Source organism: Marinicella gelatinilytica, assembly GCF_026410405.1.
Lineage (GTDB): Bacteria > Pseudomonadota > Gammaproteobacteria > Xanthomonadales > Marinicellaceae > Marinicella > Marinicella gelatinilytica.
In genome coordinates this window covers 1-13,307 of the sequence record NZ_JAPMLN010000005.1, presented here as the reverse complement: position 1 = coordinate 13,307, position 13,307 = coordinate 1, and the positions used below count along the sequence as shown (strand labels likewise).

14 protein-coding genes, 3 tRNA genes and 1 pseudogene are annotated in these 13,307 nt (G+C 40.6%); 12 read left to right on the top strand and 6 right to left on the bottom strand.

Annotated features, from left to right (window positions below; all coding sequences use genetic code 11):
* Positions 1-5: 5 nt before the first annotated feature.
* Positions 6-479 (bottom strand): SsrA-binding protein SmpB, encoded by a 474-nt coding sequence (smpB, locus tag OS173_RS04305; RefSeq protein WP_267183048.1) that lies wholly within the window; start codon positions 477-479, stop codon positions 6-8.
* Positions 480-578: 99 nt separating this feature from the next.
* On the opposite strand from smpB, the gene OS173_RS04300 reads away from it, so the two are divergent.
* A complete protein-coding gene (locus tag OS173_RS04300) occupies positions 579-1,019 on the top strand; it encodes a type II toxin-antitoxin system RatA family toxin (RefSeq protein WP_267183047.1) in 441 nt (146 codons plus the stop codon).
* On the top strand, positions 1,012-1,302 hold the full coding sequence (locus OS173_RS04295) for an RnfH family protein (protein WP_267183046.1): 291 nt from the start codon (positions 1,012-1,014) through the stop codon (positions 1,300-1,302). Before OS173_RS04300 ends, OS173_RS04295 begins: the two co-directional genes overlap by 8 nt.
* On the opposite strand, the gene OS173_RS04290 is transcribed toward OS173_RS04295, so the two are convergent.
* A complete protein-coding gene (locus OS173_RS04290) occupies positions 1,299-1,631 on the bottom strand; it encodes an outer membrane protein assembly factor BamE (protein WP_267183045.1) in 333 nt (110 codons plus the stop codon). The two genes, OS173_RS04295 and OS173_RS04290, sit on opposite strands and share 4 nt — an antisense overlap.
* Before the next feature lie 70 nt (positions 1,632-1,701).
* On the opposite strand from OS173_RS04290, the gene fur reads away from it, so the two are divergent.
* The 5 genes from fur to OS173_RS04265 all read left to right on the top strand — a co-directional run bounded on the left by fur (position 1,702) and on the right by OS173_RS04265 (position 2,860).
* On the top strand, positions 1,702-2,103 hold the full coding sequence (fur, locus tag OS173_RS04285) for a ferric iron uptake transcriptional regulator (protein WP_267183044.1): 402 nt from the start codon (positions 1,702-1,704) through the stop codon (positions 2,101-2,103).
* Positions 2,104-2,460, top strand: coding sequence for a 6-carboxytetrahydropterin synthase QueD (queD, locus tag OS173_RS04280; RefSeq protein ID WP_267183043.1), 357 nt, complete (start codon positions 2,104-2,106; stop codon positions 2,458-2,460). It abuts the gene before it with no gap.
* 73 nt (positions 2,461-2,533) lie between these two features.
* Positions 2,534-2,609: transfer RNA gene (locus OS173_RS04275), tRNA-Ala, on the top strand.
* Positions 2,610-2,650: 41 nt separating this feature from the next.
* Positions 2,651-2,726: transfer RNA gene (locus OS173_RS04270), tRNA-Glu, on the top strand.
* A 58-nt stretch (positions 2,727-2,784) separates the two neighbouring features.
* A tRNA-Glu gene (locus OS173_RS04265) sits at positions 2,785-2,860 on the top strand.
* Positions 2,861-3,807: 947 nt separating this feature from the next.
* Here OS173_RS04265 and OS173_RS04260 read toward each other — a convergent pair.
* Positions 3,808-4,791 (bottom strand): polyprenyl synthetase family protein, encoded by a 984-nt coding sequence (locus tag OS173_RS04260; RefSeq protein ID WP_267183042.1) that lies wholly within the window; start codon positions 4,789-4,791, stop codon positions 3,808-3,810.
* A gap of 211 nt (positions 4,792-5,002) precedes the next feature.
* Here OS173_RS04260 and OS173_RS04255 point away from each other — a divergent pair, with 211 nt between their 5' ends.
* Positions 5,003-6,181 carry an MFS transporter gene (locus tag OS173_RS04255; protein WP_267183041.1) on the top strand — a complete coding sequence of 393 codons (1,179 nt, stop codon included), beginning with the start codon at positions 5,003-5,005 and terminating at the stop codon, positions 6,179-6,181.
* Between the two features lies 1 nt (position 6,182).
* On the opposite strand, the gene OS173_RS04250 is transcribed toward OS173_RS04255, so the two are convergent.
* Together OS173_RS04250 and OS173_RS04245 are read right to left on the bottom strand one after the other, a co-directional pair.
* Positions 6,183-7,454 (bottom strand): HlyC/CorC family transporter, encoded by a 1,272-nt coding sequence (locus OS173_RS04250; protein ID WP_267183040.1) that lies wholly within the window; start codon positions 7,452-7,454, stop codon positions 6,183-6,185.
* Positions 7,454-8,206 (bottom strand): cytochrome C assembly family protein, encoded by a 753-nt coding sequence (locus OS173_RS04245; RefSeq protein WP_267183039.1) that lies wholly within the window; start codon positions 8,204-8,206, stop codon positions 7,454-7,456. The genes OS173_RS04250 and OS173_RS04245 overlap by 1 nt, the downstream gene beginning before the upstream one ends.
* A gap of 98 nt (positions 8,207-8,304) precedes the next feature.
* Between OS173_RS04245 and ffh the strand changes: the two genes are divergently transcribed.
* Both ffh and OS173_RS04235 read left to right on the top strand, forming a co-directional pair.
* Entirely contained in the window at positions 8,305-9,669 is a 1,365-nt protein-coding gene (ffh, locus tag OS173_RS04240; RefSeq protein WP_267183038.1) for a signal recognition particle protein, read from the top strand.
* Between the two features lies 1 nt (position 9,670).
* Positions 9,671-10,375, top strand: a complete 705-nt coding sequence (locus OS173_RS04235; protein WP_267183037.1) for a hypothetical protein — start codon at positions 9,671-9,673, stop codon at positions 10,373-10,375.
* Positions 10,376-10,688: 313 nt separating this feature from the next.
* Here OS173_RS04235 and OS173_RS04230 read toward each other — a convergent pair whose 3' ends face one another.
* On the bottom strand, positions 10,689-10,988 hold the full coding sequence (locus tag OS173_RS04230) for a hypothetical protein (protein ID WP_267183036.1): 300 nt from the start codon (positions 10,986-10,988) through the stop codon (positions 10,689-10,691).
* Between the two features lie 87 nt (positions 10,989-11,075).
* On the opposite strand from OS173_RS04230, the pseudogene OS173_RS04225 reads away from it, so the two are divergent.
* Both OS173_RS04225 and OS173_RS04220 read left to right on the top strand, forming a co-directional pair.
* Positions 11,076-12,074: pseudogene (locus tag OS173_RS04225) on the top strand (tryptophan--tRNA ligase); the annotation flags it as partial.
* A gap of 69 nt (positions 12,075-12,143) precedes the next feature.
* The gene (locus tag OS173_RS04220; RefSeq protein WP_267183034.1) at positions 12,144-13,136 is read left to right on the top strand and encodes a hypothetical protein; all 993 of its coding nucleotides are present in this window, start codon (positions 12,144-12,146) and stop codon (positions 13,134-13,136) included.
* The last annotated feature ends 171 nt before the right edge of the window (positions 13,137-13,307 follow it).

Here is a 13,307-nt window from a genome sequence, read left to right as displayed (position 1 = left end):
GCGGTTTAATACCGCCCTTCTTTTAAGATGCGTTGTTTTTGGCGGTTCCAATCTTTTTCTTTGCTGGCGGCACGTTTGTCATGTAACTTTTTCCCTTGTGCCAGTATGAGTTTTAATTTCACTTTACCTTTTTTCCAATAGAGGCTTCTGGCCACTAAGGTTAAACCTTTGCGTTCCACAGCACCAATCAAATGATCAATTTCATTTTTATGTAACAGTAACTTTTTGAGTCGGTTACTGTCCGGTTCAATATGTGTGGAGGCTGTTGATAGCGGTGTGATGTGGCAGTTTGTTAGAAAAACCTCGCCTTGTTTAATGTACACATAGCTTTCAGCTAAGTTGACTTTGCCGGCACGCAGGGCTTTGACTTCCCAGCCCTGTAATTCTATTCCGGCCTCAAATTCCTCAATAAAGTGAAATTCGTGAGAGGCTTTTTTGTTGACAATAATGGTGTTACTGCTTTTCTTTGCTTTAGCCATAAATTAAATTGAGACACAGATACCGTAGTCTCTTGTTCCTGTTAAAATAGCGCCTTTATTTTACCTAAATAATGATTCCATAAGGTGATTTCAAGCAAAATGACTGAGATTATAAAATCTGCCATTGTACCGTACACAGCCCATGATATGCGGCAATTGGTTAATAATGTGCCCGCTTATCCTGAATTTTTAAAATGGTGTGAGCATGGCTATATTTTAAACTCATTTGCCAGTGGCTATGAAGCGGGTATGCAGGTCAATATTAAGGGTGTGCGCGTGGACTTTAGCACCATTAATACCCTGATTGATGAAGCCGAGTTTTTGGCAGTGGCCATGACTTTGTCAAAAGGGCCTTTTAAAAACTTACAAGGCCATTGGCGATTTATGCAATTGTCTGAATTAGGTTCTAAGGTTCAATTACAGCTGTCTTATGAAATCAAATCTAAATTTATTGGTCGTTTGTTTTCCAGAGGTTTTGATCAAGTGGCTTCACAGTTGGTGAGTGACTTTGTTAAACGAGCAGGAGATGTCTATGCTTAATATTGAGCTGATTTATGCAACACCTGAACAACAAGAGTTGATTACACTGTCGATCGAATCTGGTGCCACCATAGAGCAAGCAATTAATCAATCCGGCGTATTAATTCAATTCCCCGACATTGACTTATCAAAAAACAAAGTGGGCATCTTTAGCCAAGTTAAGCCCTTGGACTATGTATTAAAAAATGGTGATCGCATTGAAATTTACCGACCTTTAATTGCAGATCCTAAAGCAAAAAGACGGGAAAAAGCCTTAAAAAATCAGGAACAAAAAAATAATTAACCGTCTTCTTCAGTTTCTGGAAAATAGTTGCCTTCTGTTCTGATCAATTCATCATCTTCAAAATACAAAGTGAGTTTTTTTAGTTTTTTAAACTTGCCTTTTACTTTAGAGGTGTTGATATAATCCCAGCGGTCTTGATTGAAAGGATCAGCAATTGCCGGAGTTCCCAATATGATGGCGACTTGCTTTTTGGTCATGCCGGGTTTAACTTCGTTGATTTCTTCTTGTTTTAGAATATTTCCTTGCTGAATTGGTGTTTTATAACAAGCGGATAAAGCTAAACTAAGAAGAATGGCAGATAAAATAATTTTTACGGTTGTCATTTTCATGGGTATTAATGTCCAAAATTGTGTGGCAAATGATACAATAAATTCAATTAAATAACAGTTAATAATTATCATGGCTAAAAACGAAATTAAAGAAGCTGGTTTGAAAGTGACTTTACCGAGGCTTCAAATTTTAGAGTTCTTGACCGCAAATAAGGGTAAGCACTACACGGCAGAAGATTTGTTTACTGAGATGAGATTGGCTGATCAGGATTTGGGTTTGGCCACCATATACCGGGTGTTAAATCAGTTTGAAACAGCCGGTTTAGTGATTAAGCATCAGTTTGAAGAAAATCAGGCTGTCTTTGAAATTGACACCGGTGAACACCATGATCACATGATTGATATTGATACCGGTAAAGTGGTGGAGTTCTATGACGCTCAGTTGGAAAAACGCCAAGAAAAAATTGCCGATGACCACGGTTATGAATTAATTGATCACAAAATGGTGTTATACGTTAAGAAGAAAAAATAAATGGATATCTATAAAGAATTTTATTTGGAGTCCGCGCACTGGTTACCCAACGTTCCAGATGGGCATAAGTGTGGGCGTTTACATGGTCATTCATTTAAGGTCATTATTACAGTGACAGGAGAGCCTGGAGCGAACAGCGGCTGGATTGTTGACTTTGCCGATATTAAAGCCGCTTATAAGCCATTGTTTGATGAACTTGATCATCAGTGCTTAAATCATGTTGAAGGTCTTGAGAATCCAACCAGTGAGCATCTGGTGCAATGGATTTGGCAGAAGTTAAAACCACAGTTACCTCAACTGTCGCAAGTTGAAGTATGTGAAACATGTACCTCCGGCTGCATCTACCGCGGTGAATAATAAAAACCAAAAAAACCTGTTAATTTTGATTGACTATCATTTGATAAATGATGATAATACGCAACCTCTTTGTGGGGCTATAGCTCAGCTGGGAGAGCGCAACGCTGGCAGCGTTGAGGTCTGCGGTTCGATCCCGCATAGCTCCACCAACAAAGAGTTTTAACGCATTTTATCTGATGAAATGTCCGTGGTCCCCTTCGTCTAGTGGCCTAGGACTCCGCCCTTTCACGGCGGCAACAGGGGTTCGAGTCCCCTAGGGGACGCCATTTTTCTAATCTTGCCGATGGGTTAGTTAAATACAGTATAAATCGGAAATGTTCTTGTGTCCCCTTCGTCTAGTGGCCTAGGACTCCGCCCTTTCACGGCGGCAACAGGGGTTCGAGTCCCCTAGGGGACGCCACTGAGGAAATATTTGAGGGCAAAATCCTGCGTTGCAGAGTCATTCTGAGACGCTCACGGACTATTCGTCCGCTCACGCCTTCATAATCCCTCTGCGCCTTGGCTTTTACCCCCAAATCTTCCCTCAGCTCCAGATTTGAGTATTAATCTCTGCGTTGCAGATGAATTTTGAGACGGTCACGGACTGATCGTCCGCTCCCGCCTTCAAAATCCTTCTGCGTCTTAATCTCCACCTCCAAATTTGCTCTCAGCTCCAATTGTGAGTGTAATCAGAAGTTCTAAAAAGAAACATTACTACCAAGTGCGTTGCAGAGTCATTCTGAGACGCTTACGGACTATTCGTCCGATCACCCCTTCATAATTCCTCTGCGCCTTGGCAACTTCCGCGTCCTGCTCACGTTGCACACTTACGTCCATGCAAGCGTCTTTTACCCCCAAATCTTCCCTCAGCTCCAGATTTGAGTATTAATCTCTGCGTTGCAGATGAATTTTGAGACGCTTACGGACTATTCGTCTGCTCACGCCTTCAAAATCCTTCTGCGCCTTGGGGCCACTACCGAGTCCAATCTAACGTCGCACACCGACGTCCTCTAGGCGTCTTCACCTCCGAATTTGCCCTAAGCCCTTGGTTTTATGGGCACTCAGTGTGTACTGGATTATAATTTTAAACTTAGGGATATTTGCATTGCAGATGAATTTTGAGACGGTCACAGGTTCAGAGTACTGATGACTGAGCTCAGGATACAGATTTTATGAGTTCGTTTTTCAGTATTTTTCAAGCACTGTTAAATTTTAAAGCTGTTATATTTGTTATTAAGGCATGGAAAAGCCATATCCTTAACTTCAGTTATCTGCCACTTGTCCTTTGATATCTTTATAAGTCGATACAGCGCCTTCGACGGGCTCACGCTACTTGGTTCGTTTTAAAAATACGGTTGATGACGAGATTCATATGTTACGCTGCCAGGTATAATCGCAGAGAAATTGTAGGGCTTGTTTTGCTTTGCTATCAGGTAGAGCAGATAAGCATGTTTTGGCTTGTTCAGCTTTTAATTTCGCCTGCTGCAAGGTGTATTCAATCGCACCTGAGTTATTGACTAATTGCCGCAGTGACATAAAGTCTGTTTCTGACGGGTTATTTAAGGCATCTGATACACTTTGTTTGTGCTGTTCTGGGCCTTTATTTAGAATATATATCAGTGGTAAGGTCAACTTGCCTTCATTAAAATCATCACCAATATTTTTCCCCAAAGCATCGTCGTCGGCGGTGTAATCTAAAACGTCATCGGCAATCTGAAATGCTGTACCTAATAATAATCCATACTGGGCCAGTTTCTGTCGATGATTGCTATTGACTTCGCTAATGATGGCCACTAATTCACAGGCAGCTTCGAATAATTTGGCGGTTTTATTGGCAATGATTTGATAGTAATCTTTTTCAGTGAGCGACTGGTTACCAATATTTAACAGTTGTTGCACTTCACCTTCGGAAATTGTGTTGGTGGCTTTTGACATGACGGCCATCACTTCCATGCTGTCAGCAGTTACCATCATTCTAAATGATTTTGAATATAAAAAATCACCCACTAAAACACTGGCTGCATTGCCCCAGATCTCATGAGAAGTTTTTTCACCACGTCGCATATCTGATTCGTCCACCACATCATCATGCAACAAGGTGGCTGTGTGAATCATTTCCACCACCGCTGCTAAATTGATGTGTTGTTTGCCTTTATAGTCGAGGGCTTTGGCCAGAAGCATCATTATGACCGGACGGAGTCGCTTACCGCCATTATTAATAATGTAATGAGCGATTTGATTGATTAAAACCACTTGTGAATTAAGTTGGCTTGTTAAATGTTGATTAACTTGCTGCATGTCAGCATTGGTTAAATGTAAGACATCCTCAATTCTCATCACTTCTTCATTCATTGTGGGTTAATTTTAATAAAAGAAGCGTTATTATAATCAACCGGTAGTCTGATAAACAGCTGATTTGGGCTTCAGTTTAAAAATCATGGAATTATCATCGTATTGAGAAATTTGGCTTAAATGAATGGTATTGGTTTACATCAAATTTAGCGGGTTCATTAGCGATTTAAGATGTGGTCAATTTAAACCTTAACAGGTAAAATGCACAGCCATGACTAAATCCCCTCAAAATAACCAATTGCGCATTACCTTTGCAATTGCATTTATGATTGCTTTACGCATGTATGGCTTGTTTCTTATCTTACCGGTATTTTCTGTTTATGCCCAAGACATCAGCGGGTCGACGCCATTTTTAATGGGTTTGGCGATTGGTGTTTATGGTTTGACTCAGGCATTCTTGCAAATACCGATGGGGTTTTTGTCTGATATTTGGGGTCGAAAAAATGTCATTGCTTTGGGTTTGAGTTTATTCTTAATTGGTTCGGTGATTGCGGCTTTGGCTACAGATATCACCACCATCATTATAGGCCGTGCGGTACAAGGAATGGGCGCCATTGCCGCTACAGGAATGGCGCTAATTGCTGATGTTTCGAAACCGGAACAGCGCAGTAAGATGATGGCCATTGTCGGTGTTGGTATTGGCTTTTCTTTTATGCTGGCTTTTATTACCGGGCCTTTATTAGCAAGTATGTATGGTTTGAGTGGTTTGTTTTGGATGACAGCCATTTTAGCCGGTATGGCATTAGTGGTGCTTGTTTTTATGGTGCATGAACCCGAGAAGCGTATTGAGCGGGATTATCGATTCATAGAGGTATTGCAAAGTATCCGTGAAAAGCAATTGTTGCTGTTAGATATGGGTGTGTTTGCCATTCACGCCAGTATGTCTGCTTTGTTTTTAGTGTTACCGGTGGTTTTGGTTAATTATTTTGATTGGCCGGTAACCAATCATTGGCAGTTATATCTACCGGTGATGGTGGCATCTTTATTTATTATGATACCGTTAATTTTTTGGCAAGAAAAACGCAAGAATCATGTGCGTTTAATGTTACTGACATTTTTATTATTGGCTATTAACTTTTTACTTTTACAACTGGGTTTGAAAACCTGGTTAGTGATTGTGTTGAGTTTGACTGTTTATTTTGGTTTATTTAATTACTTAGAGGCCTCGATGCCGGCATTGCTCTCTAAAATAGCCACTGAAAAATACCGAGGTGCTGCCATGGGTGCTTATTCGACCGCTCAGTTTATGGGGGCGTTTGTGGGTGGTGCCGTGGGTGGTTATTTGATGTCCTATTCTGTGAATTTAGTGTTATTGGCTTTATTTGCGCTGTTACTATTTCTGGCTCTGGTTGGTTTTGTTGTTTTTGGTGGGCAACGCTCAGTATCCTGATTCAATCAGGCGAGTGATCGATGATGCGTTCGATCAAAACGGTGTTAATGATATTATCTTCACTGACCTCCAAGATGGTCATGCGATATTGATCGATGGTTAGTTCTAAATTTGGCGTTGGTAAATCTTTAATGGTTTCGGTAATAAGTCCATTAATTGTGGTGGCATCATCAGTGGGTAAGTCCCAGTGTAAGCGGCGGTTTAAAAAGCGAATAGCTATGCGTCCTTTGACCACGTATTGATGCTCACTTTTTTGAATAATTTGTATGCCGCGATCACCGAATTGAGACGTGAATCGACCAACAATCTGCTCTAAAATATCATCTAGGGTGATGAGTCCCACTAAATCGCCATATTCATCGACCACTAAACCCATTCTGCGTTCTTTGCTTTGAAATTCACGTAACTGTCCTGAGAGGTGCGCTGTTTCGGGTACAAAGTAGGGTTTTCGCAATACACTTTTTAATTTGGATTTGTTTAAACTGCTGTTTTTCAGCATGGTTAAAATTGTGCGGATATGTAAAATGCCAATGACATGATCGATACTGCCTTGATACACAGGCATTCGTGTTAAATACGTACCGACAATTTTACGTTCAATGATATCCCAGTCATCGTTGATATTGATGGCTTGGATTTCGTTACGAGGTACCATCACGTCTTCATTTTTTATGTGCTCCAGATTCATGACGTTTATCATCATTTTTTGATGCACATCGGGATTTAGCATGTCATTTTCAATCACCAAAGTTTTCAGCTCTTCCCGGGATAAGGCCTTTTCGGCCACTTCTGCGGGCACCCCCAATAACCGTAAAATACTGTTGGTGAATAGATTTATCAGCCAAACCAAAGGCCAGAAAATTTTCAGTAAAGGTGTTAATACATAAGCCGCCGGATAGCCGATGCGTTCAGGATGAATGGCGGCATAAGTTTTGGGTGTTATTTCCGCAAATATTAAAATGGCAACCGTTAATATCGCTGTACCAATAACGATGCCTTGTTCGCCGGCCACTTTTATCGCCAACAATGTGGTTAATGCCGTGGCCAAAATATTGATAAAATTATTGCCGATTAAAATTATGCCAATTAAGCGATCGGGCTTTTGAAGTAAACGGTGTGCTAATAAGGCACCTTTGTTATGTTTGGCATCATTTTTGAGCTTGATTCTATTTAAAGCCATGAGGCCGGTTTCGGCACTGGAAAAGAAAGCCGATAACAACAATAAACCGACAATAATACCAATCAATTGGCCTGTGGTGAGCGCTGCCAGCATTACAGTATGTAGTCGATGACTAAATAACTACCTAAAAAGCCAATCATTAATAAGGCCATCGCTATTAAATTTAGTTTTATGGCTTTTTTTCCACGCCAGCCTTTGAGCATGCGACCGGCAATCAAAACCGAAAACATAATCCATGCCAAAATTGAAAAAACAATTTTGTGGCCCATTTGATTGCCAAAAAAGTTATCAATAAAAATGGCACCTGATAATAAAGATAAACCTAAAAACAGCCAGCCAATAACAATTAAAATAAATAGTTTTTCTTCATTTTTTAATAAGCTGTTTAAACTTAAATCCGGGCTCACAAATGCATTTTTCTTTAAACGCCGAATTTGTAAAGCTAAATTGATGGCCACCAAAGATGACACAAATAAAAAACTATAAGCCAGTATGGATAAAGTAATGTGTAGGTCAATGAATAGGGCATAGGGTTTCGAGAAATCCGGCAATGGCATCAGATAGATCCAGAGCGTAACCACAATGGCGATAAGGTGTAATAACACACGCAATGTTTTTAGTCTAAATCGACCGACAAGAACAATGATATTAGCCAACCAACTGACCACCAGGCAGGCATTTTGCGCATTGAATGTCCAACCGGTTTCGTTGAGCAATAAGTAGCCTGTAAGCACAGTCTGAAAAAGACTGGCCAATAGTAAAAGCAGTATGGATACACGGTAGTTTTTGACAGTCAGCAAAGCAATCAAATGGGCTGCTGCGGTGGCAATAAAAAGACTTGTCATGGTATTGGGAGACGATATTTGTTGATGGTCTCATTTATCTTTGGAGATGAAGCCATTATAATAGCATGTTCATTATTTACCAACAGGATAATCAGTTCATGTTTGACAATCTTACAGATCGGCTGACACTAAGCATTAAGAAAATTCGAGGCCAGGCAAGCCTTACTGAAGATAATATTAAGGATATTTTACGCGAAATTCGGGTGGCTTTACTGGAAGCAGATGTCGCGCTGCCTGTGGTTAAGTCATTTATCGATGACGTCAAACAGCGGGCTCTGGGTCAAGAAGTTTTAAGCAGTGTTAAACCGGCCCAGATGATGGTTAAGGTAGTTCAAGAAGAACTTGAGCGGGTTTTGGGTGAAGAAACCCAGGGTATTAATTTCAATGCCCAACCTCCGGTTGTCATATTAATGGCAGGTTTACAAGGTGCCGGTAAAACCACCACCTCCGGAAAACTGGCAAAATACCTGACTGAACGTCAACAAAAGAAAGTCATGATGGTCTCTGCTGACGTTTATCGACCCGCTGCGATTGAGCAATTACAGACGGTTGGAGAGCAAATTGGCGTCAGTGTGCATCCCTCATCGGTGATTGATGACCCTGTTAGCATTGGTCAGAGTGCTTTGGACGCGGCTAAAAAAGGATTTTTTGATGTGTTAATTGTTGATACTGCCGGACGATTGGCAGTCGATGAGTCCATGATGCAAGAGATTAAAGCCTTGCAGGACAGTTTAAAACCAACAGAAACACTGTTTGTGGTTGATGCCATGACCGGTCAAGATGCCGCCAATACTGCCAAGGCCTTTTCTGATGTATTGGACTTAACCGGTGTGATTCTGACCAAGGTGGATGGGGACGCCAGAGGCGGTGCGGCACTGTCAGTTAAAACCATCACCGGAAAACCCATCAAATTCCAAGGTGTGGGTGAAAAAATGGAGGCCTTAGAGCCTTTTCATCCGGATCGGATTGCCTCAAGTATTTTGGGCATGGGTGATGTACTGTCTCTGGTCGAAGAAGCTGAACGAAAGATTGATAAGAAAAAAGCTGAAAAATTCGCAAAAAAAGTACAAACCGGAAATAAATTCACCTTAGAGGATTTTCAGGAACAGTTATTACAAATGCAAAACATGGGCGGTATGAGTTCCATGTTAGATAAACTGCCTGGCATGGGACAATTACCCGATGCAGTTAAAAACCAAGCCAGCGACAAACACACCAATCAAATGTTGGCTGTTATGAATTCTATGACAATCAAGGAAAAGCGTTATCCACAGTTGATTAAAGGTTCACGTAAACGCCGTATTGCTAACGGTTCCGGTACACAAATTCAAGATGTCTCGAAGCTTTTGAAACAATACAATCAAATGCAAAAAATGATGCGTAAATTTAAGGGTAAAGGCATGATGAAAATGATGCAAAAGTTAGGTGGTAAATTACCCGGTGGCGGTGGCTTACCGTTTTAACGTGAATACTCAGCCATCAGCAATACTGTTATCTCTCGTTATACTGATGGCTTTGAACCCAATTCATGTTATTGCCAAAAAACTTTACCATTGTCAGTCAAGCGATGGCACTGTGGTTATTCAAGATCGTTCTTGTGCCGCCACGCGGTTAGTTATTGCAAAAACCGATAATAAACCCGTTCAAAAGCAGACAACCCAACCAAAGCCTCTCCATACGCAGCCCCGGCCGCAAAGTTTTTCTCAAGCCAAGCATCATCCGAGTGACGCCATTTCACCTCAAGCATTTATTGAGGTTGTTCAATCACATAAGGTTTCTTCAGAATTAATTCCAAATAATCACGGCTGGCAATTGAAAATCAATATGTCAGGACAAGAAAAGGCCCCGAATTTTAAACAGCCGACATCACGAATTTCAGTGACTTATTTTCGAGATACTGTAGCCACATTAAATAAGGATGCTTTTTCTTATGCCCTTAATCTTTATCACAATATACGCCACCGTTACCGTTTAAGCGACAGTCAATTTAAATCTCATTCAGACTATAAGATTTTTAATGTGGTTTACCAAAAAGATTCTTTGCTGGCATACAGTGAATATTATATGGGTAAATTGGATGGTTCTTTGTGGGTATTTAGTTATGAAACAACGGCCGATAAAATGATACCAACTCAGCAATTATTGGCCAGATTGCAGTCATTGATTTAACCAATGGGTGACCACTGTTTTTCTGATTAAAGTACTTTAGTCGGTTATCCACAAAAGCTGTGGATAAGGTTGTGCATAACCGTTAAATTTTGTCATCTCATCTCCTTGTCATAAGACTTTGAACAGAATGGTTAAAAACAGCCCAAATAAAAATTAATATATTTATCAGTATCTTACTTAGTCTTTGTAATCAGAAGTCTAATGATAGTTGATTAAATTCTTGTTTTTACATCGACACCACAAATTGTGTATAAGTTTATGATGATGGCTGTCACAAAGGCCACTATTTATGGTGAATTTGACTCGCTATTTCTCAGTTTAGAGACGGTGTTGTGGTGCGTTTTTGGTAACTGACAAAGAACCCTTCTAAATCACCATTTTCGGTATAGACATTAACAGCCAGCAAAGCATATCCAAACTGCGCAAATTCCCGATGTAGCTTTGTCATTTTCTTTGCCGCGCGGTTTTTTCGGCTAAATCGAGAAATATCCACAAAAATCGTCACTGCTTGTAAGCCATCTTTGGCAGCTTGTTCGGCCTCGTTATCTGCTAAAGCTTTGGATGAAAAAGACAATGTAGAAAAAATTAATATTAATAAAACAGTTTTAATCATAAGTAATTCTATGAAATAAAGGCTTGTTATTGTATTTAGTCAATACAGTTGAATACAATAGACTTTTTATAAAGAATTGAATTATCCATGACCACTGTATTAACTGGTATCACCACAACCGGTACGCCACATTTAGGCAATTATGTTGGTGCCATTAAGCCTGCCATTCGTCGCAGCCAAGATCAAGACATCACCAGTTTTTTCTTTCTGGCAGATTTGCATGCCCTTATCAAGTGTTGGGAACCGGAGCGGATTGCCCAATCAACACGTGAAATTGCTGCCACTTGGTTGGCATTGGGGTTAGATACCGATAAGGCGGTTTTCTACCGTCAATCTGACATACCTGAAATTTCTGAATTGACATGGTTGCTGACGTGTATGACGGCCAAAGGTTTAATGAATCGTGCCCATGCCTATAAAGCGCAAGTCGCGGAAAATATGGAACAAGATAGCGATGATCCGGATAAAGGTATTACCATGGGTTTGTTCAGCTATCCGATATTGATGGCCGCGGATATCTTGATGTTTAATGCTGATGAAGTGCCGGTGGGAAAAGACCAAATTCAGCATTTGGAAATGGCACGGGATATTGGTGCCCGTTTTAACCATCATTTTGGTGAGCATTTTGTTATGCCCAAGGCGATGGTACAAGACAATGTTTCGGTTTTGCCTGGACTCGATGGTCGCAAAATGAGTAAAAGTTATAACAACACCATTCCACTGTGGTTGCCGGAGAAAAAGCTCCGTAAACACATTATGAAAATTAAGACCAATTCTTTGGAGCCGGGTGAACCCAAAGACCCCGATGACTCAGCCTTAATGGATATTTACAAAGCCTTTGCTAACGAACAACAGGTGTCTGAAATGCGTCAAGCTTATCGAGATGGTATTGCTTGGGGAACAGCAAAACAAATTATTTTTGAGACTTTGAACACAGAATTGCAACAAGCTCGGCAAAATTATGAGGATTTGATGGCCAATCCTGCTAAGATTGAACAAGAATTACAAAAAGGGGCGGCCAAAGCCAGACAGTCTGCCAAACAACTGTTGGCAACTTTAAAAAACGCTGTAGGGATAAGGCCAATCGTTTAATTTTAAATGACCGTCGGTGCAATCAATCTTGCCAGGTCTTTAAGTGTTGTTAATGAGGTTTTTATGATTGATTTTAAATTTGGACAGGTGATGTCCACTTTATTTAAAACCAAAGAATTTGTTTTATTTCGTTTTTTGATCTATATGGGCATTACCGTTGCTTATATTGCGGTCACTGGTACAGGTGGTGGCATTGGATATTTAGTCGGTAAAGTCGGTGACAGCCCCGAAACTGGTGTTTTTTATGGGATGTTCGGTGGTTTTGCTTTGGTTAGTGGCGTCTTGTATTTTTTTCGTGAATACTTGCTGTATTTAGTGAAAGCCGGTCATATCGCTGTGATTGTTAAACACTTAGACAATCAACCAATGCCCGAAGGACAGAGTCAGGTTAAATACGCGCAACAAGTGGTTAAAGACCGATTTACAGAGTCTTCGGTATTGTTTGGTGTGGATCAGTTGATCAAAGGTGTGCTGAAAACCTTTACCCGAATTTTTTCCGGGGTCATGATGTTTTTGCCGTTTATCCCTCAGCCTTTGGTGAAATTTGTTAATGCCGTGGTAACCATGTCGTTAACTTATGTGGACGAAGTGATTTTGGCTTATTACATCCGCAACAATTCGACCAACCCATGGGAAGACTCTCGTAAAGCGTTGGTTTTGTATGCGCAAAACTACAAAACCTTTTTGAAAAACGCCTTATTTCTCACTGTTATGACATGGATTATGGCGTTACTGGTATTGATTGTGGTATTTGCACCATTGGCGGCTTTAATGAGCTTTGGTGGCTATGAAGGTGGTTTTTGGCCGTTTGCTTTGGCTGTGGTCACGGCTTGGGGCTTGAAAGCCGCGTTAATTGATCCTTTTGCCATGACCGCTTTAATGCAGGTGTTTTTTAAAGTGACAGAAGGTCAGGAGCCGAACCCTGAATGGGAGGCCAAGTTAGAACGAGGTTCTAAAAAGTTTGTGAAGTTAAAAGAAAAAGCCTTTAATTGGGTTCAAGGTGACCGAGGCAAAACGGATGACAATACCGCTGCTAAAATCACCCAAACCGAGTAATATGTATTTGTCAAGAGCCCGGTATAACCGGGCTCAGGCTAATGACAAACCCCTGTTTTTTTCAGGGGTTTGTTGCTTTTAGGCTTTTTTATTAATAATTGGCTGTTAGTAACCTGAACTTTTAACCGATACTTAAGTAGGCTTAAAAGTTTTTGATATGGCAGTTATTGT

Excerpts from the sequence above, each read along its gene's own strand:
- smpB (WP_267183048.1), bottom strand. The coding sequence starts at position 479 with ATGGCTAAAGCAAAGAAAAGCAGTAACACCATTATTGTCAACAAAAAA.
- OS173_RS04300 (WP_267183047.1), top strand. The coding sequence starts at position 579 with ATGACTGAGATTATAAAATCTGCCATTGTACCGTACACAGCCCATGAT.
- OS173_RS04295 (WP_267183046.1), top strand. The coding sequence starts at position 1,012 with ATGCTTAATATTGAGCTGATTTATGCAACACCTGAACAACAAGAGTTG.
- OS173_RS04290 (WP_267183045.1), bottom strand. The coding sequence starts at position 1,631 with ATGAAAATGACAACCGTAAAAATTATTTTATCTGCCATTCTTCTTAGT.
- fur (WP_267183044.1), top strand. The coding sequence starts at position 1,702 with ATGGCTAAAAACGAAATTAAAGAAGCTGGTTTGAAAGTGACTTTACCG.
- queD (WP_267183043.1), top strand. The coding sequence starts at position 2,104 with ATGGATATCTATAAAGAATTTTATTTGGAGTCCGCGCACTGGTTACCC.
- OS173_RS04260 (WP_267183042.1), bottom strand. The coding sequence starts at position 4,791 with ATGAATGAAGAAGTGATGAGAATTGAGGATGTCTTACATTTAACCAAT.
- OS173_RS04255 (WP_267183041.1), top strand. The coding sequence starts at position 5,003 with ATGACTAAATCCCCTCAAAATAACCAATTGCGCATTACCTTTGCAATT.
- OS173_RS04250 (WP_267183040.1), bottom strand. The coding sequence starts at position 7,454 with ATGCTGGCAGCGCTCACCACAGGCCAATTGATTGGTATTATTGTCGGT.
- OS173_RS04245 (WP_267183039.1), bottom strand. The coding sequence starts at position 8,206 with ATGACAAGTCTTTTTATTGCCACCGCAGCAGCCCATTTGATTGCTTTG.
- ffh (WP_267183038.1), top strand. The coding sequence starts at position 8,305 with ATGTTTGACAATCTTACAGATCGGCTGACACTAAGCATTAAGAAAATT.
- OS173_RS04230 (WP_267183036.1), bottom strand. The coding sequence starts at position 10,988 with ATGATTAAAACTGTTTTATTAATATTAATTTTTTCTACATTGTCTTTT.
- OS173_RS04220 (WP_267183034.1), top strand. The coding sequence starts at position 12,144 with ATGATTGATTTTAAATTTGGACAGGTGATGTCCACTTTATTTAAAACC.